Origin of the sequence: Clostridium sp. AF35-15, assembly GCF_003477745.1 — a bacterium.
In the GTDB taxonomy this organism is placed as follows: Bacteria; Bacillota; Clostridia; order Lachnospirales; family Lachnospiraceae; genus Otoolea; species Otoolea fessa.
In genome coordinates this window covers 35,084-59,060 of record NZ_QUDY01000006.1, presented here as the reverse complement: position 1 = coordinate 59,060, position 23,977 = coordinate 35,084, and the positions used below count along the sequence as shown (strand labels likewise).

General features: G+C 41.3%; 19 protein-coding genes, 1 pseudogene and 1 other annotated feature. All 20 genes and pseudogenes read right to left on the bottom strand.

All coding sequences use genetic code 11. From position 1 onward, the window contains the following. Nucleotides 1-293: 293 nt before the first annotated feature. Nucleotides 294-1,199 carry a transposase gene (locus tag DWZ76_RS08580; protein WP_117795045.1) on the bottom strand — a complete coding sequence of 302 codons (906 nt, stop codon included), beginning with the start codon at nucleotides 1,197-1,199 and terminating at the stop codon, nucleotides 294-296. A 241-nt stretch (nucleotides 1,200-1,440) separates the two neighbouring features. Then, the gene (locus DWZ76_RS08575; protein WP_118467375.1) at nucleotides 1,441-2,652 is read right to left on the bottom strand and encodes a hypothetical protein; all 1,212 of its coding nucleotides are present in this window, start codon (nucleotides 2,650-2,652) and stop codon (nucleotides 1,441-1,443) included. Between the two features lie 37 nt (nucleotides 2,653-2,689). Beyond that, the gene (locus DWZ76_RS08570; RefSeq protein WP_118472436.1) at nucleotides 2,690-3,604 is read right to left on the bottom strand and encodes a sugar phosphate nucleotidyltransferase; all 915 of its coding nucleotides are present in this window, start codon (nucleotides 3,602-3,604) and stop codon (nucleotides 2,690-2,692) included. A gap of 30 nt (nucleotides 3,605-3,634) precedes the next feature. Then, nucleotides 3,635-4,402: an acyltransferase family protein gene (locus DWZ76_RS08565; RefSeq protein WP_182431299.1), complete on the bottom strand. Its 768-nt coding sequence runs from the start codon at nucleotides 4,400-4,402 to the stop codon at nucleotides 3,635-3,637. Beyond that, nucleotides 4,377-4,679: a hypothetical protein gene (locus DWZ76_RS08560; RefSeq protein WP_118472434.1), complete on the bottom strand. Its 303-nt coding sequence runs from the start codon at nucleotides 4,677-4,679 to the stop codon at nucleotides 4,377-4,379. Before DWZ76_RS08560 ends, DWZ76_RS08565 begins: the two co-directional genes overlap by 26 nt. Nucleotides 4,680-4,791: 112 nt before the next feature. After that, complete coding sequence (locus DWZ76_RS08555) at nucleotides 4,792-5,793, bottom strand: kinase (RefSeq protein WP_118467368.1); 1,002 nt, start codon at nucleotides 5,791-5,793, stop codon at nucleotides 4,792-4,794. A 47-nt stretch (nucleotides 5,794-5,840) separates the two neighbouring features. After that, on the bottom strand, nucleotides 5,841-8,186 hold the full coding sequence (locus DWZ76_RS08550) for a glycosyltransferase (protein WP_118472433.1): 2,346 nt from the start codon (nucleotides 8,184-8,186) through the stop codon (nucleotides 5,841-5,843). Nucleotides 8,187-8,263: 77 nt separating this feature from the next. Next, nucleotides 8,264-9,124 (bottom strand): hypothetical protein, encoded by an 861-nt coding sequence (locus DWZ76_RS08545; protein WP_147353093.1) that lies wholly within the window; start codon nucleotides 9,122-9,124, stop codon nucleotides 8,264-8,266. Then, nucleotides 9,121-9,564: an adenylyltransferase/cytidyltransferase family protein gene (locus tag DWZ76_RS08540; RefSeq protein WP_118467362.1), complete on the bottom strand. Its 444-nt coding sequence runs from the start codon at nucleotides 9,562-9,564 to the stop codon at nucleotides 9,121-9,123. The genes DWZ76_RS08545 and DWZ76_RS08540 overlap by 4 nt, the downstream gene beginning before the upstream one ends. A gap of 17 nt (nucleotides 9,565-9,581) precedes the next feature. Further along, nucleotides 9,582-10,970: a LicD family protein gene (locus DWZ76_RS15465; RefSeq protein WP_333549103.1), complete on the bottom strand. Its 1,389-nt coding sequence runs from the start codon at nucleotides 10,968-10,970 to the stop codon at nucleotides 9,582-9,584. Nucleotides 10,971-11,012: 42 nt separating this feature from the next. Further along, nucleotides 11,013-11,735: pseudogene (locus tag DWZ76_RS15460) on the bottom strand (ABC transporter ATP-binding protein); the annotation flags it as partial. Nucleotides 11,736-11,746: 11 nt separating this feature from the next. Beyond that, nucleotides 11,747-12,529 (bottom strand): ABC transporter permease, encoded by a 783-nt coding sequence (locus DWZ76_RS08530; protein ID WP_118472431.1) that lies wholly within the window; start codon nucleotides 12,527-12,529, stop codon nucleotides 11,747-11,749. Nucleotides 12,530-12,550: 21 nt separating this feature from the next. Then, nucleotides 12,551-14,401 (bottom strand): glycosyltransferase, encoded by a 1,851-nt coding sequence (locus DWZ76_RS08525; RefSeq protein ID WP_118472430.1) that lies wholly within the window; start codon nucleotides 14,399-14,401, stop codon nucleotides 12,551-12,553. A 111-nt stretch (nucleotides 14,402-14,512) separates the two neighbouring features. Further along, nucleotides 14,513-15,673 (bottom strand): glycosyltransferase family A protein, encoded by a 1,161-nt coding sequence (locus DWZ76_RS08520; protein WP_118472429.1) that lies wholly within the window; start codon nucleotides 15,671-15,673, stop codon nucleotides 14,513-14,515. Beyond that, a complete protein-coding gene (locus tag DWZ76_RS08515; protein WP_118467352.1) occupies nucleotides 15,636-17,006 on the bottom strand; it encodes an exopolysaccharide biosynthesis polyprenyl glycosylphosphotransferase in 1,371 nt (456 codons plus the stop codon). The genes DWZ76_RS08520 and DWZ76_RS08515 overlap by 38 nt, the downstream gene beginning before the upstream one ends. 100 nt (nucleotides 17,007-17,106) lie before the next feature. Further along, nucleotides 17,107-18,102: a glycosyltransferase gene (locus DWZ76_RS08510; protein WP_182431298.1), complete on the bottom strand. Its 996-nt coding sequence runs from the start codon at nucleotides 18,100-18,102 to the stop codon at nucleotides 17,107-17,109. Beyond that, nucleotides 18,077-18,772 (bottom strand): transcription termination/antitermination NusG family protein, encoded by a 696-nt coding sequence (locus DWZ76_RS08505; protein WP_118472427.1) that lies wholly within the window; start codon nucleotides 18,770-18,772, stop codon nucleotides 18,077-18,079. Before DWZ76_RS08505 ends, DWZ76_RS08510 begins: the two co-directional genes overlap by 26 nt. A gap of 712 nt (nucleotides 18,773-19,484) precedes the next feature. Beyond that, nucleotides 19,485-21,896, bottom strand: coding sequence for a leucine--tRNA ligase (gene leuS / locus DWZ76_RS08495; RefSeq protein ID WP_022360162.1), 2,412 nt, complete (start codon nucleotides 21,894-21,896; stop codon nucleotides 19,485-19,487). A gap of 195 nt (nucleotides 21,897-22,091) precedes the next feature. Then, nucleotides 22,092-22,330 (bottom strand) — a binding site (T-box leader). Between the two features lie 128 nt (nucleotides 22,331-22,458). Continuing rightward, a complete protein-coding gene (locus DWZ76_RS08490; protein ID WP_022360163.1) occupies nucleotides 22,459-22,671 on the bottom strand; it encodes a ferrous iron transport protein A in 213 nt (70 codons plus the stop codon). A gap of 233 nt (nucleotides 22,672-22,904) precedes the next feature. Next, nucleotides 22,905-23,963 carry an MBL fold metallo-hydrolase gene (locus tag DWZ76_RS08485; RefSeq protein ID WP_118472426.1) on the bottom strand — a complete coding sequence of 353 codons (1,059 nt, stop codon included), beginning with the start codon at nucleotides 23,961-23,963 and terminating at the stop codon, nucleotides 22,905-22,907. Nucleotides 23,964-23,977: the final 14 nt, after the last annotated feature.

Here is a 23,977-nt window from a genome sequence, read left to right as displayed (position 1 = left end):
AGAATTTATTTCTTTTACATTCTTATTTTATGCCCCAGTTACTGTTCACGCATGCGTGCCCAGTAACGGAATTTGCTGTGGCTTCGCATTCAAATACGGCAAATTCCTGCTGCCACCACGTTTTCTTACGGCACTTTCTGTTCCAAAAGTGCCTACCCGTGAACAGTAACTGCCCCAGAACATTCCCAAATACCGTTTCCGCATTTCCATATCCAACGGTGCATCTGTCATAACTTTCGTATTCAAATAAGGAGTGCCCTCCCTCCGAAAGACACTCCCGTCTAAGCTAAAAATCATTTAAATCGTTCCAAAATTTTCCGTACTTCTTCTACATTCATCCCCAGCTTCTCTTTAATCTGGTTTTCCGTGTAGTTCGCGCGAAATAATTGGTAAATATTAAATATCCGTTCGGCTTCTTCTTTCTTTCCAGCTTCCCGTCCAATCCTTTCTCCCTCTTTCATACCTTCCGCATACTCCGCCTTCCGGATCAGCTCCTTCTCCCGCTTATCATCATATTCAAAAATACACATTTCAATCGCCTCCGCCCGATTCTTTCTTAAAAAATCAGCCAGTATATTTTCCTCGATACACTCCGTCACTGCCTGTTCGACTGCCTGATTAATATCTTTATACTCATCCGTATATCTACGAATCTTATTCACCAGAAGCATATATTCTTTCAAAAGCTGGCACGCCTCCAACACTTCCTGTTTCTTATCAAGGTTAATATTCAACACCCTTACCATCAATTCCAGCTCTGGTTTATCCGTCTTCTGCTGAAACGAATGCGACAGCCTCAGAATCGTCTCCGCCTCCTGCTCCGTCTCCCCATTATAAAACACAACAAAATGCGGTGTCGGCACCTTTACCAGCGCCGATGCATAAAGCGTCTGATTCCGCACCAGCATCTGGTACTCCTTTGCCACATACATCAAAAAGCGCAGCGGCATATTCGGATTCCAGGTGGACTGATGTTCATAAAGGTTCAGCTGCATATCAAGCAGAAACGCCTGATCATTCTTCATGTTCATATAAACCGCATTTTTCAGCGTCACAATCTCAAGCTCCGATGCATCTGTGTAATGCGAATGATTCACCGCATTATAAAGACTCAGCAGATTCTCCCTCGTGCTGAAAATCATCCGAAACAGCGTATCCTTGTGATTCCGCTTCACTTTTACAGAATTCCTACTTCTCATTCATTCTCCCTTCTGGCAGGAGAATTTCCACTTTTCTTTTAACCCTTTGAAAATCTCCTGCTCTTCAATTGTTGTTGACTTGGATAAGCATAAGATTTTCTTAGATTATTTTTAGAATATAGATAAATATATGAAATGTGGTAAAGAAAAATATATGCTTGTTATGTTAAATGTAGCATATCCTTACAGGAGATGCAAGCAGAATAACATCCTTTTTTAACAAACTTTTGATGTTTCAAATTCATGTCCTTCTTCCCTTCTTCCCAGACATCCCCGCCATCACAATAACAAACCAGAAAAACGGCTGCCTGCAGTTCATCAGCGTAAAACTCTCTGCCAGAAGTGCCAGCACCGCCGCCCTCTGCGCTTTCTCACACCGAATCACATTTTTCACAATCCAATACACCAGAAATGTGGTAGGAATCAGTCCATACGAAAACCAGACATCAAAAAAGCTGGAATGAATCTCATTAACATGAAAAACATCAAACACGCCCGGACTCAGAAGCTTCTCAAATCCATCATACGGAATAAAACGTTCAAAAAAACCCTCTCCCGCTCCATAAAACAAATACTGAGGCGTCAATACCAGCCGCTCCGCACTTCTGTCATACAGCAGATCATAGAGATTTCCATTTGCCAGCTTCCATATTTTCTGCTGGATTCTGGAAAGAAGCGTATAATCCGTCTGCGAAACATCAAAATTTGCCCCTGGCCAGATCCGATAGACGCCCAGCGCCAGCATCACTACAACAGCTGCCCCGCCGAACCACCAGAGTTTTTTATACTTTGAGTGCGTGCATCTTTCCCAGAAAAACTGCCATGCCAGTATTACAAAAAAGGCAAGCAGTCCCACAAACATACCGGTTGATTTTGCTTTTCCAATCAGAAGAACTCCCCAAAAAAACATTCCCCAGCACGCAATCCGTGTCTTGACTGTATACTCTGCCTTCCGCCGGTATTCCATAAAAAGCACCAGAATCATCGTAAAGATGAAAAAAGCAAACTGGTTCGGATCATTAAACGTTCCCATAAACCGAGAACCGCCCCAGCTCTCATGAAAATAGCGTCCTCGTCCGGAAATCAAAACAATTGTCTGAAACACCAGATTGATCCGACATATCCAGCAAAGTCCCCGCATAAACGAATCCGAATAAAGTGTCCGGAACGCCCAGATCAGGAATGCAGAATAAATCCAATAAAGCGTATGTAACGGAAAACTTCCTTTTCCTGTCCGAACAAAATAAATGCCATTAATGACAGCTGCAAATATCAGGAAGACCACCCAGGGAAAATCTTCCTGATACCAGATTTTCTTACCACTTCTCCACGCCATGATAAGCGCCAGGGCACCGGACAAGGCGAAAAACAGATCCGCGATGCCGATGCTGCCGCTGGGGAGAAGGTAGAATTGTTTGGTGAGGACGGCTGTGTAAAATAAAACTTCAACCATCCTGTTTCTCTCTAATTTCATTTGTTCTTACTTTATCCTAATCCCACAAATTTTCCGGATATAATCCACTCTCTATCATCTGTCGGAATCCCTCCTGCGCCGGTTCTATATCTTCTTTATAAGTAATTCCAATCCATCTGTCCGGCGTATTCAAAACTTTTACGGAAGCTAACTTCTTTTCAAGCAATTCCGCCACAATATTTGGGAGAAGATACTCCTTCTTCTCCGGATTTTCCCCTAATGCATCAAGGAATCTGGCAAATCCTTCATCTATGTACCGCAAAAAATCCGGATATCCGGCCCACATATTCATGGATACCATCGTATCCGGTGTGATCCATTTGCTTACCTTCGCATTATCACACTGGATTTTTCCATCTACACACTGAATTCCCGTCGTTTCAACGACCTCTTTCAAGAATCCCGCCTTATCTGCCACGCAGACACCTCTGGTAACCGCTCCGTTTTCACTCAGCGTATTCTTTAAAGAAAAGCCTGCCATTGCCAGATTTATCTTATCCGCATCTGTATTTCCAGAAAGCAGGAACTCATGAAGCTTCGAAAAAGCTTCTTTCCCATAATAATCATCTGCATTGATGATCACAAATGGTTCTTTCACAACATCTTTACAAGCCAGAATTGCCTGCCCGGTTCCCCATGGTTTTACTCGTCCTTCTGGAACATGATAGACTTCAGGCAAGTCTTCTAACTCTTGATAGACATATTCCACAGGCATAACCTTAGATAAGCGATTTCCAATCACTTCTTTAAATTCTTTCTCAATGGCTTTCCGAATTACAAATACAACTTTTGTAAAACCAGCTTCCTTCGCATCGTAAATCGAAAAATCCATAATAATCTCTCCATTCGGAGCCATCTTAGCCAGCTGCTTGATACCGGTTCCAAAACGGGAACCTATACCGGCAGCCATGATGATGAGGGTTGTGTTCATGTTTTCCTCCATAACTATAAAGATGCAAATTTACAGAGTTGTTTCTTTCTGAACTATTCTCTTCTGTTCTCCCCATTTTTTACAGACTAACAGCATCAATTCTGAAATCATTACCGACCAAACGATTGACATTCCTAATTTTAACCAATATCCATTTAAAGGAAATAATCTTTGAATCCAATCTTGAATAGGATAATGGATGCAATAAATTGGAAGTGCCAATTCACCCAAATGAATGCATATCGAATAAATATGCTTATTTTTTATATAATTTTCATCATTCATTAATGTAAAAAACATCACTATAATTAAATAGGCAATTATCTCCGCTGAAATATCAATTCCACCATTTCTAAAAAAAACAGTAATAAAAATAAAGCCTATAAATCCAATCACACTCGCTATACGAAATAACATTTTAGGGAAATCATCTTTTTCTTTATAATATCTTGTCATATAAAACAATGCGCTTCCAACAGTCAATCCAGCGATTCCTCTAAAGCACTGAAATATTCCGCCTTCCCAAATTGCAATTTTTTTCATATAATCCATGCACAATGAATATAACATAATAGGAATAAACCAGCATAAAAAATACTTATAAATTTTTTCATTTTTGACCATTAAAATTATAATCAACGGCAAAAACAAAATCAAATGCGTAATATACCACAAAGGTGGATCATAGGTATAAGAAGAATTTGCTATATCACTTCCTTTTAACAATAATAAATTATATATTAATGAAAAGGAAGCTACGCCTCTGTCATTTTCAGAGCATTTTGTAATAACATTCAAAAAGCTGAACAGCACCCCCCCCTACTGCATAAGGATACAATTTTTTTATTTTACTTTTTACATAAAAAAACATTTCATCGTACTCAACTTTATGTTTTTCCATTTTTTTGACAAAATGACTCGTTGTATAATATCCCGTTAATATAAAATAGAACTCTACAAATGCCCATCCTCCCAAAAAAATCGTACGATCCATCAATGTATATGAATGATGACATAATATTATAATTGCGCCAACAAACCTACACAATTCAATATATTCACACTTATTTTTCATTCATTCTCCTATACGTTTTACTTTTGCACACACAAAGCATGTACACAATTCTGTCTATAAATAAAATATTAAAACTTTTTCTTCATACTTTTTATTAATAGCTTTCACTATTTTATCTTGTCTCTGTGTATTCTTCTGGTGTATAATGAATAATTTTTGTACCACCCTCTTCAAACTTGAATGGGACATGTACCAAATCTTTCATTGCTTCTTTCACTCTACTTTGTCGTTCTTCCGGAACATAAAAAACAAGAAATCCGCCTCCTCCAGCACCTAAAAGTTTCCCTCCAAAAGCACCTTCTTTTATTCCAAGTTCATATAATCGATCAATAGAAGAAGTAGATATCTTCGAGCCCGTTTGCTTTTTTAACTTCCATGTAGTATCTAACAATTTTCCAAAATCATCAATATTTCTATTTTTATTTACCAATACCTGTTCCGCTTCATCTACCAAATCATACATTTCTGAAAGATATTCTGATTTACTTTTTGCAGCCACATTATTAACTGCTTGTATTTCAGAAGAAAATCGCGTGAAACCAGTAAAAAATAACAACAAATTATTTTCTAATTGTTTCTTCCTTTCCGGTGAAATCACAATTGGCCTTACATCATATTCATTTCCAGAAAAATCGATCCGATTCAAACCTCCAAATGACGCAGCTATTTGATCTTGCCATCCGCCTGCCTCTTTACAAAGTTCTCGCTCCAAATAAATAGCTTCATCTGCTAATTTCTTTTTATCCGCATATTTACCCTTTAATGCATAAAAAGCATTTAACATTCCCACCGCAAAAGAACTGCTTGTTCCAAGTCCCGATCTAGCTGGCAAATCTGCCTCATATACTAAACGTATCTCATGCATATTAAGCATATTCATTGCATTTCGAATTGCCGGATGCTTTATCTCATTATTTTCATTTACATATTCCATTTTCGAATACGTCAAATGTGTTTTATATTCAAAGAAACGCGGTAAATGACGGACATTTACATAACAATATTTATCAAACGTCGTAGATAAAACTGCCCCTCTATTTTCATAAAAATGTTCTGGGATATCTGTTCCACCGCCAAAAAAAGACATCCGAAATGGTGTTTTTGTAATTATCATATAATTTTCTCCTATATAAATTCAAACTTCATATTTTATGAAGACAATTAGCTTTTTAGAATATCATCCATTAGTTTATCCAATGGATATCTTTCAATAAATAAATTGTATTGATGAATACTCTCTTTTCTAATATCATCAATAGTCTTTTTCCGAACATCATCTTCATAATTTGTAAGTTCCATAAGATATTTAGCACACTCTTTTTCACTTTCTAATTGATGATATTTTTCTTTTAATCCAAGTCCAGTTGCTGCAATTTTTGTACAAATAATAGCCACTCCATATGACATTGCTTCTAATGTCTTACACTTCAATCCAGAATAAAAAGTATCAGGATTGATGTATATATCATATGAGGAATAGAACTTTTTCAAGTCATCAATATATCCTAAAATTCTTATATTATCTGGAACCTTTAATGATGAAAGCATATTACAAACCCCACCCGCAATATTTAATTGTATTTTTTTGTTATTTGCAAGATCCGATATTAATTTCTTAATAGCAAAATAATTAGGCGGATTTGAAGAAGCCAAATATCCTACTTTTATTAAATCTTCTTCATATTTATTATCATTCCTTTTTTCATCAATATAATGGCATGCAGGAACGAATGGATATGTAATTACCTTCGTTTGATAATTTGTTATTTTTCTAAAAAACGTTGCATCGTCTTCCTGTGATGCCAAAACAATATCTGCCCGTTTAAGTGCACGTGCTTCTTCTCTTTCCGTATTTACCCCAAACCAAAAACTCCACTCTGGAAAACCCGCTTTTTTTAATGATTCATTATGTTTTGTAAATTTGTCATGTGTATATAATACTTTCTTTGCATTTGGCAAAACCTCAAATGCTTTTGAATAAAATAAATAATTTGCCATGCAAAGATCGTAATGATAATGTTCATTCATTCGGACTATCGATTGTAAAAATTCATCATCAACCCAATCATCTATATAATCCCCATCCGCACAATTAGGTGAAACATTAGTATGCGAAAAATATGGATTTGATGCATGTTGATAAAAAACTCTATCCCAAACTTTTCTATTTATATTATCAGGTCTAAACTCATTATAATACAAAAACAAATGCATTTGATATTTTCTCTTTTTTAACATTTCGGCAATATTTTCAATGTTATGAATTGCTGCATTTTCAGAATACCATGGCACAATTACAAGTGCTTTTTTCCCTTCTCCCACAGGTTCTAATTCAAATATTCCTGTATCAAAATCCATGCAATATAATCGATTTGAATTACCATCTATTTGAACTTCTCCCTCATGTAATTTATTCCATATAAAAGGTCTATGCATGAATTGATTAAATTTTGTCCATATAAAATCACCCATTCTTGTATGATACATGACCCTTAGAATATTTTTCGTTAAATCATGTTTTCTACGACCATCTTCATTTACAACTATCCCTGTTTCAAATTGTTTTAAAAATGGATATACAGTTTTATAGTAATAATCTCGCATTTCCCATCTTTGGAATCGTGCATTATCTAATCCAACTCCAGCTTCTTTTCCCTCTTTATAAAATTCTTTTGCCTTCTCTAAAAATTTTTTTTGCGTTTTATCATCCAAACGATTATAATGGAACAAAAAATCAAAATACCCATGCAAATAAAAAGCATTTTTAAAAATCTCAAATTTTTTATGCTCCATCAGCCATTTTTTTATCTGTGCATAATTCTTAAATTCTGCATCCCAGTTCTTCGATGATTTACTTGAAGAATTTGTTGTCATAACTCGATAGTCATATACCGCATCAGGTATACACACAACTGTTTTGGTGGATGAATATATCATAAATTTAAAAATTCCATCTTGATACGCTGCTCCAGCCGATTCAATCATTCTAATTTGATTATTCTCTAAAAAATCTCTGCGATAAAGTGCCGCCCATATAGATGATTCCATTAACATCAAATCGTTAGAATAACATGGCTCTACTATCACCTCAGGCTCATAAAAAGGAAATGGGGGTTTTACTTCACAACTTCCACCATCTTGATATAGTTTTTTAAACCCCGCCTTAACAACATTGGCCTGATGTTTTTCAGCTGCTTTGTATAAAACTTCCAACATATTGGGCTCAATAAAATCGTCTGTTTCAACAATTGCAACATATTTTCCTGAAGCCTTATCAAATCCACTATTAACAGCTTTTCCGTAACCTCCATTTTTCTGATGAATAGGTTTTACACGATGATCTTTTTCAGCATAATAATCCATTATTTCTCCGCACTTATCAGGCGAACCATCATCAACTGGAATAATTTCGATATCTTTTAGCGTTTGATTTAATACACTCTCAATGCATTGTTGAAAATATTCTTCGACTTTATAAGTCGGCATTATTACTGATATTAAAGCCATTTTTTCTCCTTTATAACTTACCTCATTATCAAAATCTTTGCACTTTCATATAAAGCACTGATCACATCAGCACAATATCATTTATTTATCACATTACCTATTTCATCTTCCGTAATCCAATCGCTCACAACTCCATCACCTAAATATTTACTTTTATATTCCTCAAAGTCATTTTCCACCGCCCAAAAAATCTTGATTCCAGCTCTCCTAATATCTTTTATTTTCTCATCATCAGCATATTGTAAGTTTATATTAACTGCTTTAACTTTGTATTTATTACAATTCGAAAGCAATTCATCAAACTTGTCTGGATAGACTGCATGCTGTCTTAACATAATATTCTTAAATGGATATATTTTTAATACATCCTCTAAGTCCTGGACATCATAGCAAGAAACAACCAAATGATTCAGCATTTCATCATTTTCTTTAAAATGTTCAATAATCCACGTATATGTTTCTTTTGCATCCTCTTTTACATCCAAAACCATATACGCGTCCGAATGGGATTTCATCCAATCTACAACATCTCTGAATGATAACGGTGTATATTTTGACAAGATGCGAGCTTGTTTAAATTGTTCTAAAGTCGGCAGGTATTCTCTTGGTATCTGCTCTTGAAGATATTCACTCGGCTGGCGTTCAATCTGCTGTAAATATTCAAATTCAGGCTGCCCTAAGTCTACTTGTGTCCAGTCATGCCTCAGTACAATTTCATCATCCGAAGTAAATCTCAAATCAATATCAAATAGCCTTGTCTCATTTTGATAGGACTGATTGAGTGCTTCTAACGAATCTGTATATATGTTTCCATCTATTCCCCCTCCAGCATGAGCAATCACATTATAGTCATAAAATTTAGCTTCCTGAGTTGGTTTGCTGCAGGAACATAATACACAGCATCCGCATAACATTAATATGTATTTCCAACATTTCATCTTTCGCTGCCTTTATATTCTTCCCTTATTTTTTCTTTAATACTTTTTGTAGAAACTGATTTTGTATATGGAAAATAAACACACGAAACTCCTTTTTGTTTCAACTTTTCTTCTATTTCATTGTACATCTTCGTATTTTTCCAATCGTCTCCATGAAATAAAACGTTGTAATTAATTTCCGTTAATACCTCCAGCTTGTTCATTGTTTTCTGCGGAATTACTTGATCTACACATTTCAATGACTTTACAATACGAAGTCTGTCTTCAAAAGGAATAATGGGAAATTCTCCTTTATACTCTTTTACCAGTTCATCTGTGCTTACACCTACAACAAGGTATTCACAATTTTCCTTTGCTTTTTCCAGTATATTTAAATGCCCTACATGGAACAAATCAAAGGTGCCTGTTGTATACCCGATTTTGAATTTCTTTTTCTGCATAAAACAATCCCTTTATACTAATTTTCATCGCATTTCAGTTTACTTAGATACTCCTTGTAATCCATCTCTGTATCGAAAATTACCCCTCCATGCGTATTCGATACATTCTGAGGCGTCATATAATCTCCATACCTATTTGTCAGATATGCGTCATACCCAGCCGGTACCGGCATTTTCAAATATTCAAAGTCCATCCAAATTGTCTCATCATACATATGGCGGTCTCTGATTCTCTTTTCTGTATCAAAAATAAAGTTTAAAGGTGCCACCTTATCTGCATCTTTCTCTTTGACTGACCGGAACATATCATCTATATATTTCCAGCAATTGTCTGTACTCAGATTTTCTTTCAACTCCTCTGGAATTTCAAAATCCTCCGGCCATTCAAATTCTCTTCCATCTGTCGTTTCAACAATAAATTGCTTTAATACATCACAGTTCCTTCTCTGCTTCTCTACAACCTGTACATCATTTGAAACATTCTCTAAAACAAACAGATCGATAAAAATACCCTGATTAAATTCTTTATTCTGTCTTTCTTCTACGCTTAGGATTCCAGTTGTATAGCTATTTCGAATCTGAGCATGTCCATGTACATACTTTTTATCCGTGTACACATTCTGAAAAAAATACGGTTCTGTGAAATATCTGGGAGCAATCTCACATAACTTATCATAGTCTTCCCGGAACATTGCAAAATCCATATCATCATCCCAAGGAATGAATCCTTTGTGGCGCACTGCTCCCAACATAGTTCCTGCATCTGCGAAGATTTTTAAATTATTTTCCCTGCACACCGTCAGCAGGCGATCTGCCATCTCCAATTCAATCGCCCATACTTTTTTCTGCTGTTCTGTTATTTCAAAACCGAATTTTGTTTCCGGATCAAAAAATGACTTTATTGGATATGTGTTCCATCCATGCGGCATTACCAAAAATCCATGCTCTTTTCGCTCAGCTGTCTTGATATCCAACACAATAAAATCTGTCAGACTGTCATGAAGAACTAAATTTTCTCCCCATATACGTGCTTCCAAATAATATTGACCATCCAAAAGATAATTTTTATCAATATGACATTCCATGACTCCGCAATGCTCAGATAAAATCATTTTTTTATATTCCAATGCGGTTGATGTCCGATAAACTGGTGTATGTTCCTTTGTAACAATTCCAAATGCAAAACTTAACGGCATATTTTTGGTTCTGCTTGCATATTGAAAACGAATTGTTATCTTATCTCCGGTATCAAAACAAGCACTGGATTTTCCTTCTTTGTCCAGCAGTTCAATCGAAGTAAAATGAACCAGTCCTGTTCCTTCTCTTTTCGCCTCCGGAGCGCTGAAAATACTCAGTGAGCTGCAGGTCTCATCAGTAAAAGGATTTTCCTTCTCCTTTTCCTTCATCTCTCCTTTATTTCCACTTAAGCTGTTTAAATACGCTCTTGATACTTCACGGACGGTTCCACAACCTCTGACAACTCCTTTTTCTAACCACAAAGCATTGTCACAGATTTTTCGAACCGATTCCATCGAATGAGATACGTACAGAAGTGTCGTTCCTTCTTCTCGCATCTTTTTCATTCTTTTCTCACATTTTCGCTGAAACGCATAATCGCCAACCGCAAGAACCTCATCACAAATCAGAATATCCGGCTTAACCACCGTCGCGATCGCAAATCCAAGTCTTGCTGCCATACCGGAAGAATAATTCTTAATCGGCATATCTAAAAATTTTTCCAGCTCTGCAAATTCTACTATTTCATCAAAATGCTCTTTCATGAACTGTTCGTCATGCCCTAAAACAGCTCCATTTAAGTAAATATTTTCCCTGGCTGTCAAATCACCATCAAAACCGGCGCCCAATTCAATTAAAGGAGCAATCGTTCCGTTTACCGTTACTGTTCCTTTATATGGTTTTAAAATTCCGCAGATCACCTTTAACAACGTCGATTTTCCAGAGCCATTGATTCCTATGATTCCCCAGGACTCACCTTTTTTTACACTGAATGATACGTTTTTTAATGCAAGGAACTCCTCAAACATTAATTCTCGCTTTACAAGCTTAATAAAATATTCTTTCAGATTATCTATCTTTTCAGAAGCCATATTAAATCTGGCTGTTACATTCTTTACTTCAACTGCTATTTCATTTTTTTCATTCTGTTTCATTTTTTCCTCGTCTAAATATATAAAATAAATTTATCCTGTGTTTTAGAAAAAACAATGCTTCCGACAACCAGCGATATAAGTGCTACCGTAAATCCGTAAAGAATCCACTTAATATCAGGGAATACTCCTTTTAAAACAATGGTCCGGAATTGTACTACATATGAATACATTGGATTAAATATTTTAATTAAATGCTGTACTTGTTCTGGAAGCTGCTCAATTGGATAAAAAATTGGTGTAAGATAATTCCACGCTGTTAAGACTGCTGCATAGATATGCTGAATATCTCGGAAGAAGACACATCCCTGCGCCAATAGCAATCCAAGTCCAATACTAAATATATAAATTTGTATCAGCACAACCGGAATCCAAAACATATAAAAATTAAATTTCACACCGCACACAATAAATACAATCAACATAGCTCCAAGAGAAAATAAAGTATTTACGAAACTGCTTGTTATTTTGGATATTGCAAATATATATTTAGGTACATATGTCTTTTTTAGCAATGCACTATTTCCTATAATTGACCACATGGCCTGACTGGTTGCATCTGACATAAAACTAAACAATGTAGAACCAATAATCAAATATACCGGATAGTTTTCAATATTAAAGCGAAACATTTGTCGAAACACAATTACCATAATAATCATGATCATTAATGGATTCAGAATGCTCCATATATATCCCAGAAAACTTCTCCGGTATTTCAATTTAATATCTTTTATTACCAACTGCTTCATGAGTGGTTTATATTTTTTAAATAATTCTATTTGCTTCTTTCCCATTCTCAATTCTCCTAATGGATACTAACCTCTATTTGTTAATATTTTTTCAATCCAGAGCTTTCCATTTTTTAATATTTCGTATTTTGTCTTATATTCTTTTTGAGTTTTTCCATATTGAACCATCAGAATCCGCCAAGTATTTATGCAATACATAGCTGCTTTGAAAAGCTGTCTTTCTTCCCGGACTGCCACTCTCTTCTTTTTTGCCCCAGTATCCCGCAATTCAATCCGCTTCTTTCGGAAAATCGAAAACGGTGCATCATACGGACGTAAGATACCTACTTCTTTATCTGCTGGCAGGAACCAGCCGTTGAAAGTTATCTTTTTCCAAAACTGTTTTTTATTCCGATCCGGGTTATAGCACCTCTGTAATTCTTTTAGGGTTGGCTGCTCTTCCAATTCCATCGGCTCTGTATCCGGAAGATGCTTTCTCAACTGATTGTTCAACCGCTCTGCGTCTGTCCCCATCAGCCATTCTGGACCTTTCATGAAATCTATCATTCCCCGCCAGGAGAAATAGGCTTCTTCATAACGCATCTTTAAAACAGCTGTTATGATAAATTTAGAGATCCATTTCCACATCTGAATTCGTGACATATCCGGTTCATGCAGTGCTGCAAATATCAGGTTATTCCGCACATCGTAATATGCGTTGGTTCCCAGAAAATTCACTTCAAACCCTTTATGCCAGACATTGAATCCGTTTAAGAAAACAATGCCTGTCTCTCTGTTTCGAATCTCATATTCGATATCATCCCGGTGAATAAACAGCGGAAGCGGCAAATTATCTTTTCGAACTGTATTCAGGGAATAGCAGCAGCACCACCAACCGGAATACATCCGGTATTCGTCCTGCGGTGTTTCAATTAATGGTTTCCGGCAGTTACGAAAACTTCGCATATCTGTCATGACGAGGCGGTTAGTCACATTGAATCCTTCAAACCACTCTCCCATCGCCTGACAAATATACGGATAATCTTCCCGAAGCAGCGTACCTCCCAAGCGGATATCCTCCCACTCATCCTTCCGCATCCCCAAAAATCCATACGCCCGCACAAACAGTTCCGGATCCATGACGGCATCATCATCCATCAGCTGTACATGCGTTAATCCGAGACGTTCTTTTTCCTCGATCGCCTCAATCATGCCTCTGGTGAAACCGCCTGCGCCGCCGACGTTGCGGTTTGGTATGATTCGAACGGTTTCTGGATATCTGGCTGCCAGGCGGCTGATTTCTTCATGTTCCGAAAGCGTTCTTCCGTTGTCTACCAGCCAATAGCAGAGTTTTAAAGAAGCATTTTCCGGTCGTTCCAGAAATTGCAGGATACTTTTCAGATTTCGGAGGACATACGGCTCTCTCTTAAACGTGCAGACTACCGCTGCGATCCGCACCTGTTTTTCATTCCGACAAGTTCCCTCATACCAGCCTTTTATATGATTTGATATATCAAAACCGATATTTTTCTTTGTATCCTTTATCGTTTTGGCAGCTGCATTTTCTGCTGATTCTGTCTCCGCGTTTTTCACGTTCTCCGATTCTGTCTCTTTCCCGGCACCTATCTTTTTCACCGAAAACCAGAAAACTCCTTTTTCCGTCTCCGGATATGGGAACTCCAGATCCAGAGTTTCTTTCCCCCCCGTCAGCATCTTTTCCTGAATGATATTCTCATCCAGCATCAGACGAATTGCCTGACAGCCATTCAATTCCAGGTGCAGCGTCAAACTTTCCTGGTTTGTGTACTTCTTCCTTTTTTCGATATAGAAAAGGTTGAAATATCCATTGAAATCGACCCATTCTCCATTTCGATGGAAATACAGTTCTTCTTCCCTGCAGATATCTGCTTCCGGAAATCGTATATTTTGTAGACGCATCCGCTGTGTCTCCTTTTCAGTCCTTTTAGGAACTGCCGTTCCTCATTCCATGTTTTGGGATTATATAGTTTCTAATCTGTCTTTATACCTCTGACGGATCTATCTTCATTTTTAGAATTTCCTTCCGCTCCGTCCAAGCGCCCACACCGCCGCCCGGTACAGCCCATACCGGCTTACCCGCAGCAGCTTCACCGCCTTATTTCGGTTCGCATGGTAAATCTCCGGATAGTCCCGAAGTAATTCATCTTCAAACTGCATCAATGCATGCTTTACTTCCTTGCCAGCCGGAAGGCTCAGAAGTATCTTCACTCTCCCAGCTGCCACCCTGGCGATTCCATTTTCAAGATACTGTAGCTTTTCCTGACTGCATGGAAGCTTCTTTCCGTCTTTTCCGGTAAGTGTTCCGCCCTGATACAGCCGATAAAATGACAGCAGGGATTCCATCACCCTGTCATAATTTTCCTTATTCCTGATCATCTTCTCCGGGCTGACACTCTGTCCTTCCCGGCCGATCCGGTACTGATAGACAAAGTCCGGGATAAAGGATACTGTCTTGACCCACGGAATCGGGTACAGGATGTATTCGGCATCAACGTAATAGCAGTGTTCATCGATCGAAAGCGGCATCTGCCGCAGGATCTCTGTTTTCCATGTAATTCCATGCATTTTCATATAAATCTGATCCGCGATTCCATCGAATTCATAGGAAATCCCATATTTCACCCCTGGAAATTGTTCTGGAATTTCTGCTTTTTTCGGGAAAGAACTTTCCTCTCCGCTTCCGTTGTCAAACCGCCAGTAGAAACCGCTGACCAGCACATCATCCTGACATTTTTTCAGCGCAGCAATCAGATGATCCAATGCCTCCGGATCCACCCAGTCATCGGCATCGACTACTTTCATATACCGCCCCAATGCATTCTGGATGCCGCAGTTGATCCCAGATCCATGACCGCCATTTTCTTTATGAATGACACGAACAACGGTCGGATAGCGCTCCGCATATTGATCAGCAATCGCACCGGTTTGATCCCTTGATCCATCGTCTATAATCAATATTTCCAGGTATTCGGACCAATCCATACCTGGTTGAAAATCAGACATTCTTGCTGATACGGTTTGAATGTTTGATTCCGTTTCATTTCCTGTCCAGCTCTGATTTTTCTTTTTCAAATCCTGGTCTTTGCATCCTGCGCACAGTGAATCCAGGGTATATGTGATATATTTTTCCGCGTTATACGCCGGGATGACGACTGTCAGAAGCTTTTCCATTGTCTGCGACTCCTTCCGTACTCTCTTTGAGCATCATGATCTTCGGTGTCATCAGGATGAGCTTCAGGTCAAGAAGCAGAGAGTAATTTCGTATGTAAGTCAAATCCAGTTTCAATTTGTCATAGGACGTTGTATTGTATTTTCCATAGACCTGTGCATATCCGGTCAGTCCGGCTTTCATCTTTAAGCGGTAGCAGAATTCCGGAATTTCTTTCTCGATCTCCGCCGCCAGCTCCGGGCGTTCCGGACGCGGTCCTACGATCGACATCTCACCTTTCCAGATATTGAAAAGCTGCGGCAGCTCGTCCAGGCGGGTTCTCCGAAGGAAATGTCCCACCGGCAGGATCCGGTCATCGTGTTCCGCTGCCAGTCTCGCCCCGGTTTTTGCCTCCGCGTTCTGGATCATCGTCCGAAATTTGCAGATCTGAAATTCTTTTCCGCCCTCTGTGAGACGGGTCTGCTTGTAAAAGACCGGACCGCGGTCGGTCAGGTAGATCGACAGCGCCACCAGAAGAAAGAATGGGGATAATACCACGATTCCGATGCTGGAACAAATGAAATCCATCGCCCGCTTGATAAATCGCTGAAGATCGGAAATTCCATCATTTCTCGATAACAGGAGCGGACTGTCAAATATATCCAGCTCCTGCGAAGTCCGAATCAGAATGTCTGACAGCTTCGGCACAGTATAGGTACGGATATCCTGCTCAAAACATTTCTTTAAAAGCGCATTTCGATCCTTCGCCGGAATATCTCCGATGATCAGAGCGTCGTATTTTTTTGCTTCTTCCAGAATCGCTTTCATGCCAACCCGGATATGAATGGCTGTTTCCAGATAGTATTTATCTTCTCTGGAATGAATCTTTTCCATCAGATGAAAGGCCGGACGGTCTCCGCATACCAAAAGCATCCTTCTTGGCGGAAACAGAATCCTGTATATCTGCTGAAACAGGAACGTCCAGATCAGTGCAATCAAAAGCTGGACAACCGTCATCCCAAGCAGTATCCGGGGATCATGAAATTTTTTATCTAACAGAGAAATCTGAATATACGTAATCAGATTTAAAAGTCCGATCGAAAGGATCTGAGAACAGAGCAGATTTCCTTTTTTCAGGTATCCGATCCGGAATCCCCCGTAAGTCAGCAGGAAAAATAGTAATAGTCCCGCATACAGGGCGATCATCAGCCAGTTTCCTCTTCTCCAGAACGGAAATTCGATCATTTTGTTGAAATATCCGTTCCAGACATATCCATAAGCGCCAACTTCTGCCCCCATCAGGAGCAGCGCACCTATCAGACGGAACAGTCGTTTGAATGGTTCATATTGTCTCAAAATAGTTCCTCTTCTTTTTGTTTTTATTCAGGCCGAACTCCACAGAACCCAACGTGTAATTCTATTCCAGGTAATCTGCCTGTTTCTTTTTATAGGAACACTAAGCATCCTCAGAAAGCGTTCCTCTCAATTTTTTCTGATAGAGTATTCCACGCACGGATGCCGGAATCAGACTTGCAGTAACGCGGATCACGCAGTTTCGCAGATACTCTCTTCTATTTAAAAATCCACTTTTAAAAAACGTTTTCTGCAGATTCAGAGCGGCCCTGGCATAGGACAGACCGCCGCGGCGTTTGATCATCCCATTGTCCGTTCTCGCATACACCAGAATATCCGAAAGATTTTCTGCTTTATATCCTGCCTGCAAAAGACGGACCCACAATTCATAGTCCTCCGCCCCCGGAACCGGATGATAGTTTCCCACCGCCAACACAGCTGAACGCCGCATCATGACGGCCATATGGTTCATCGGATTGCGCTTTCTGGCAAACGTTAAAATTTCTTTATATTGGCAGGGAAGTGACCGAATTCCAGTGATTCTGCCCGGCGGAAACAATTTTCCATTCATCCCACTTCCAATTTCACCTCTATCTGGCGCATTTAGGTTATCTACATTTTCCTGTTCTGGCACTTCTGCTGCGGCAAATTCTGCAATTTTTCCGCTCAAAAATCCGAGTTTTCCCTGTTCTGCTTTCTTTCCCAGCGATTTGCCCACTGCTTCTTCTGCATATCGTCTCAGCTGCTTTTCACAGCGATCCAGACAGGCAATATCATCACTGTCCATGCGGGCGATCCATTCATTTCGGCACGCTTCTACACCTGCTGCCAGCGCCCGTGCGATTCCGCTGCATACGGGAAGGCGAAGCACCTGCAGAACTCCCGGCCATTCCCGATCAATCGTCTGGATCGTTTCATCCAACACTGGTGTCAACGGTCCATCGCATACCAGGACAAATTCATCTGGAGGAATCGTCTGATTCATCATGCTGGCTGCCGCCTGATAGAAATACGCTGGATTTTCTTTGTGATATACCGGCATCAGAACCGAATATTTCATACACTCATACTCATTATTCTGCTGCCAGCTTTGTTCCATCGTTCTCCGCTCCATGTAATCTTGTTATCTTTTTTGAGGGGTTCTTTCCAGAGACCGATACCCGGCTAAAATCGTTTTTCTGGAAATCTCCTGAAAGATTTTTAGGGTTCAGGGTTCCTTTCTTTTGGAAAACTACCTCCGGATCATCTTCCATCCGGATTGCCAGCTCTACCTGTCGTGCTTCGTTCAGCAGTTCTGCCTGAATCGTCACGATTCGTTTCCGCAGCCGCTTCCGGATGATCTTTGGCAGCATCTCACCAAGCACTCCTTCCGCCCATTTGATCTCCCCCGCGTCATTTGCCCGCACCAGAAACCGCCGGACGGTGTGAGAAGAATCCTCCCGAAGAAGTTCTTTCAGAAATTTCTCTTCCTCTTTTTTTAGGGGGACTGCCGTTCCATATGGATGCGCTTCCGAACCAGCATTCAGAAATCGAACCAGCCCCGCCAGACATTTCACTCCGTCTTCCAAAACCGGCTCATCCGCCGTGTCCACAAACACATAGCCCGGAAACATGACTTCCGTATCTACATAATAGACACCGCCCATCCGCCAGGTCCGTTCTTTGGACAGCACAAAACAAGGCTTTTCAGCCTTATCCCGATAAAAATGATTCAGTTTTTCCGCCGCTTCTGCCTCGCGTCCCACAGGTGTCTGCACCACGTACCACATACAGGCGTTCTCCCTTTCATGTTTGCGATTTTCGCAGAATATCTAGTTCTGCGAAAATCTTCAATCATTATACGATACTTTCAAGGTTAATTCAATAGAAGTTTCTCCCAAGAATCTCTTATGAAATTATTAAGTCGTCATTTCTGAACAAAAATTTCTGAAATTCTCATATAATATTTCCCTTTGCTTTTGAAGCTTTTGTCAATACGGCATTTGGGTTCTGCATATAAAACCTTTTATTTTCGCAGAACTAGATATTCTACGAAATTTTTTATTCTGATTTTTCTAGCTACAAGCTATTATGTTGCATTTATGATATAAAATTTATCTTTTGAATTGGTAGACTTTTTAGACAATTTTATTGAACGATAGCACTCCACACCTTCGCTTCCTCCCAGAAGCTTCATGTGGAATGTTTCGTATAGACAGCAAAAAAGCATTCCAAATGAGTTTTTCCTCATCAAGAATGCTTTTTGCATTCAGGGCTGATTGAAATGCCGAATTGTCCGGGTTGACAAACATTCCCATATTCACCTATCCCTTCTGAAATCACATAATTTTATTTTATCATTTAGGAAATCAAATAGCAGGCACGCGAAAAAGGAGCGGGCAAAAAACAGCGACCACACAGTTTTTCTCCCCTGTATGGCCGCTGACCTTATCTGCACAGAAAAGTCACAGATTCTTCTGCTTCTTCCCATGCCGTTTTTATTTATTTCATAACAATATTCACAATCCGTCCCGGAACGTAAATTTCTTTTACGATATTTCCTGTCAGCTTGTCCTTGATAGCCTCCTTACCAGCGGCGATGGCATCTTCTTTGGAGATGTCTGCCGGTACGGTAATGGTCGCGCGGACTCTGCCGTTGATCTGAACGGCTACCTCTTTCTCGTCATCCTTCATCTTCTCCGCATCACACTCCGGCCAGGAAGCGTGGAATACGCTGTCGGTTCCGCCGAGCTCCTGCCACAGCTCCTCGCCCAGATGCGGTGCGAACGGTGCCAGAAGGATGGTAAAGGTCTTGAGGGTTTCTTTGTCGATGCCGCCCTCTTTCTTTGCCAGATCGATGAGCTTGTTGTTGTACTCCATGAAACCGGAGATAACGGTATTCAGGCTGAACTGCTCGAAACGCTGCTCAATGTCGAATACCAGTTTGTGGCGCAGTTTAACCATTTCCTTAGTTTCTTTGATATCTTTGTCCTTGCTGGTCATAACCAGGTTGTAGAAACGGTTCAGGAAACGGGATACGCCCTCGATACCGCGGTCATCCCACTCTGCATCCAGTTCCGGCGGTCCTACGAAAAGCTCATAGAGACGCAGGGAATCGCAGCCGTAGTCGCGTACCAGATCGTCCGGGGATACGACATTTCCTTTCGACTTACTCATTTTGATACCATTCTTACCAGTGATCATACCCTGGTTGAACAGCTTCTTGAACGGCTCGTCGAAGTCAATAACACCGATATCGCACAGGAACTTGGTGTAGAAACGGGAATACAGCAGATGCAGTACTGCATGTTCAACACCGCCGATGTACATATCAACCGGCAGATATTTGTCTGCTTTCTCACGGGATACCAGTTCTTTATCGTTCTTGTTATCTACATAGCGCAGGAAGTACCAGGAAGATCCCGCCCACTGCGGCATGGTGTTTGTCTCACGTTTTGCCGGAGCGCCGCAGCACGGGCAGGTGGTGTTGACCCACTCGTCGATGGCTGCCAGCGGGGATTCGCCGGTACCAGTCGGCTGATAGCTTTCTACCTCCGGAAGTTTTAACGGAAGCTGATCCTCCGGAACCGGTACATTGCCGCACTTCGGGCAGTGTACGATCGGGATCGGCTCGCCCCAGTAACGCTGACGGGAGAATACCCAGTCACGCAGCTTATAATTGACTCTCTTGTGACCGATACCTCTCTTCTCAATCATTTCCGGCGCTTCTTTTTTCAGTACGGAAGATTCCATACCATTCCACTCGCCAGAGTTGATCATCGTGCCGGATGCCTCGGTATACGCCTCAGTCATGTTCTCGATCTCTTTGCCATCTTTTGCGATAACCTGGATGATCGGGATATTAAATTTCTTTGCAAACTCGAAGTCACGGTCATCGTGTGCCGGTACGCACATGATAGCGCCTGTACCGTAGTCAGCTAATACATAATCAGACAGCCAGATCGGAACCTTCGCACCGTTGATCGGGTTGATTGCATAAGTTCCGGTAAATACGCCGGTCTTTTCCTTATCCTGCAGACGGTCTACGTTGGAACGCATGGAGGAATCGAAAATGTATTTCTCAACTGCCTCGCGGGTCTCATCGGTTGCCAGGCTCTTTGCCATCGCGTGCTCCGGAGCCAGTACCATGAAAGTTGCACCGTACAGGGTGTCCGGGCGGGTGGTGTAAACGGTGATCTTCTCATCGCGTCCCTCTACGCCGAAATCAACCTCTGCACCGTAAGATTTACCGATCCAGTCAGTCTGCATCTTTTTAACCTTCTCCGGCCAGTCCAGTTTGTCCAGATCATTTAAGAGGCGGTCTGCGTACGCGGTAATCTTGAGCATCCACTGACGCAGGTTTTTCTTGGTAACCGGGGTACCGCAGCGCTCACAGCAGCCGTTGACAACTTCCTCGTTTGCCAGACCTGTCTTACAGGACGGGCACCAGTTGATCGGGAATTCTTTCTCGTATGCCAGGCCTTTTTTGAACATCTGGACGAAGATCCACTGGGTCCATTTGTAGAATGCCGGATCTGTGGTATTTACTTCCATATCCCAGTCATAGATGGCTGCGATCTCGTTGATCTGACGTTTAATATTTTTAATGTTGGACTCGGTCGAGATAGCCGGGTGTACGCCCATCTTGATCGCGTAGTTCTCTGCCGGCAGACCAAATGCGTCCCAGCCCATCGGATGGATCACGTATTTGCCGCGCAGCAGCTGATAACGGCTCCATACATCTGAAATAACGTAGCCTCTCCAGTGACCAACGTGCAGACCACTTCCGGACGGATATGGGAACATATCCAGGCAGTAATATTTTTCTTTCTTTCCATCGTTTACATTGATGGGATGTTTTTCCCAGTTCTCGCGCCATTTTTTCTCAATGGCGGTATGATTGTACTGTGACATCTTTGTTCCTCCTGTTTTCTGCTTAACCCACGCTGATTTTTTGCTATTTCCTGTCAAAATCCGGCTCCAGTCTCTAAAATGATGATTCATTATTGCAATCGACTGATCCGTTGGCAGTTGCATAACATCCAACCCTTGCGGACATTCTTTCAATCCGGTAACGTCAAAAACGCCCTGCGTCTCTACATTACCTGTATAGAGACGCAGGGCGAAAATTCCAACTGCGCGGTACCACTCTATTTCACACGGAATCCGTGTGCTCCTCATCGTCCTGTAACGGCGGATGACCGGCTCTGTCTACTCGGGTATTCAAAAACACTTCTTTCAACAGGCTGCTCCCGGACCAGTTCGGCGGCTTCCTTCCGCTGCCTCACACCATCCGGCAGCTCTCTGTAGAAATTTCGCGGCTTACTACTTCCGTTCATTGCATTTGTGCTATCTGGTAGAATAGCATAAATGGGAAGAAATGTCAAGTAACGTGACCTTCTCAAACTTGCACGTGACAGATTCGACGTTCTTTCAATACATGACATTTTCGACAATCTTTCAATCACCGTCAAACCTACACCTGAATCCGCTCTGCCACTTCATCGCCCAGTGCCAGCCGAACCTTTCCATTTCCGATGATCAGACCATCCAGCACACGTCCAAGGACCCGGATACGGCTTCCTTCTTTGATTCCATAGCGCTCCAAAAAGTTCATCACATCCGCATTTCCAAACATCCACTTGATTTCACAGGACTCTCCCGCCTGCACCTTTGCCAACGACTGCATACAACGACCTCCTGACTGATATTCCGCTTTCTGTAACTGTTCAGTACCTTCACAGTCACGCGCAAAAATCCATTAAAAATTGCCTACGGCAATGGGATTTTTGTCTGCTGGTCCATGTTTTCGTACGGTCAGCGCAGTAAATGCGCAGACCTACTGAACAGTTACTGCTTTCTTTACTATTATTATATGCAGTCAGACTATTGTTAGTCAATAGTAATAATTGTTAGTTAATTCTAACAGTATTTAGCCGTTACCGTGAACCATCTCCACACTTCTCCGTCCATCTCCCGGCGGATTCTGCCGCGCAGGCGGAGGTAGTCCAGATGCGCCATGCACTCGCCCACCGCAAACCACTTCTGGGACGGTGGAAATTCTTCCCAGCTGGCGGCACGGATCTTCCAGCGCATCTTTCCAGCCGTCTCATATGCCGTCATACCCGGATGTTCGGCAAGCAGCGCCTCCGTCTCCGCCAGACGCCGCTCATGGTGTGCCAGCAGCGCCTCGATGCGCGCTGCATAATCGCCCGTCTTCCGGTGTCCCGGCAAGGCAAGGCGGACCGGATATTTTCTGGCGAGGCGCAGGCTATCGAGATAATCACCTAATGAATCCTCCGATTCCAGCCAGGAAGTAATATTCGGCGATATATCAAACAGGATATGATCGCCCGTGAACATGATGCCCTGTTTCTTTGCCCAGAACATCGCATTGCCCGGCGTATGCCCCGGCACGGAGATCATTTCCAGCGTGTAATCTCCTACCGTGTATTTCCAGCCTGCCTCAATCGGAACAAAACGGTCATCAACCTGATCCAGCTTATAGCGGACTGCCGGATTGAGCGCCTGCGTTTTCTTCATTTCATCCTCCGGAAATCCCCCGGCACGGAATTGCTCCGCCAGCCGAAGCGGACGCTCTGGTGTAAAACCGTCCTTTAAGATTGCCAGATCGGTTCCGCTGATATAGATGTGGCTGTCCGTCCCTGCCGCCTCCCTGGCAAGTCCTGTGTGATCCGAGTGCAGGTGTGTCAGAAGAATATCCAGCCGCTCCGGACTGCTGCCAAGTGCCCGAAGCCCGGCAAACAGCGCCTCCCGGCATTCCTCGCGCCGAAATCCGGTGTCAATCAGAAGGTCGCGCCCGTTTTCTTTCCCCTTGATCAGGTAACTGTTGAGTTCCCGCAAAGGATTCTGCGGCAATTCCACACCGATCCGCCAGATTCCATCTGCCACCTGTTCTACAAGGGCTTCCCCCTTCTCTATGTTCTTTGTGATTTCTTCTCTTTTATTTTCTTTAAGCATATTTTTCCTTATTG

What these genes read in the sequence shown, in the direction of transcription:
- DWZ76_RS08560 (WP_118472434.1), bottom strand. Translation starts at nt 4,679, where the DNA reads ATGAAAAATAAGTGTGAATATATTGAATTGTGTAGGTTTGTTGGCGCA.
- DWZ76_RS15465 (WP_333549103.1), bottom strand. Translation starts at nt 10,970, where the DNA reads ATGAAGGAAAAGGAGAAGGAAAATCCTTTTACTGATGAGACCTGCAGC.
- DWZ76_RS08485 (WP_118472426.1), bottom strand. Translation starts at nt 23,963, where the DNA reads ATGCTTAAAGAAAATAAAAGAGAAGAAATCACAAAGAACATAGAGAAG.
- DWZ76_RS08540 (WP_118467362.1), bottom strand. Translation starts at nt 9,564, where the DNA reads ATGCAGAAAAAGAAATTCAAAATCGGGTATACAACAGGCACCTTTGAT.
- DWZ76_RS08550 (WP_118472433.1), bottom strand. Translation starts at nt 8,186, where the DNA reads ATGGCTTTAATATCAGTAATAATGCCGACTTATAAAGTCGAAGAATAT.
- DWZ76_RS08530 (WP_118472431.1), bottom strand. Translation starts at nt 12,529, where the DNA reads ATGGGAAAGAAGCAAATAGAATTATTTAAAAAATATAAACCACTCATG.
- DWZ76_RS08505 (WP_118472427.1), bottom strand. Translation starts at nt 18,772, where the DNA reads ATGTGGTACGTGGTGCAGACACCTGTGGGACGCGAGGCAGAAGCGGCG.
- DWZ76_RS08525 (WP_118472430.1), bottom strand. Translation starts at nt 14,401, where the DNA reads ATGCGTCTACAAAATATACGATTTCCGGAAGCAGATATCTGCAGGGAA.
- DWZ76_RS08520 (WP_118472429.1), bottom strand. Translation starts at nt 15,673, where the DNA reads ATGGAAAAGCTTCTGACAGTCGTCATCCCGGCGTATAACGCGGAAAAA.
- DWZ76_RS08575 (WP_118467375.1), bottom strand. Translation starts at nt 2,652, where the DNA reads ATGGTTGAAGTTTTATTTTACACAGCCGTCCTCACCAAACAATTCTAC.
- DWZ76_RS08510 (WP_182431298.1), bottom strand. Translation starts at nt 18,102, where the DNA reads ATGGAACAAAGCTGGCAGCAGAATAATGAGTATGAGTGTATGAAATAT.
- DWZ76_RS08490 (WP_022360163.1), bottom strand. Translation starts at nt 22,671, where the DNA reads ATGCAGTCGTTGGCAAAGGTGCAGGCGGGAGAGTCCTGTGAAATCAAG.
- DWZ76_RS08555 (WP_118467368.1), bottom strand. Translation starts at nt 5,793, where the DNA reads ATGATAATTACAAAAACACCATTTCGGATGTCTTTTTTTGGCGGTGGA.
- DWZ76_RS08545 (WP_147353093.1), bottom strand. Translation starts at nt 9,124, where the DNA reads ATGAAATGTTGGAAATACATATTAATGTTATGCGGATGCTGTGTATTA.
- DWZ76_RS08570 (WP_118472436.1), bottom strand. Translation starts at nt 3,604, where the DNA reads ATGAACACAACCCTCATCATCATGGCTGCCGGTATAGGTTCCCGTTTT.
- DWZ76_RS08580 (WP_117795045.1), bottom strand. Translation starts at nt 1,199, where the DNA reads ATGAGAAGTAGGAATTCTGTAAAAGTGAAGCGGAATCACAAGGATACG.
- leuS (WP_022360162.1), bottom strand. Translation starts at nt 21,896, where the DNA reads ATGTCACAGTACAATCATACCGCCATTGAGAAAAAATGGCGCGAGAAC.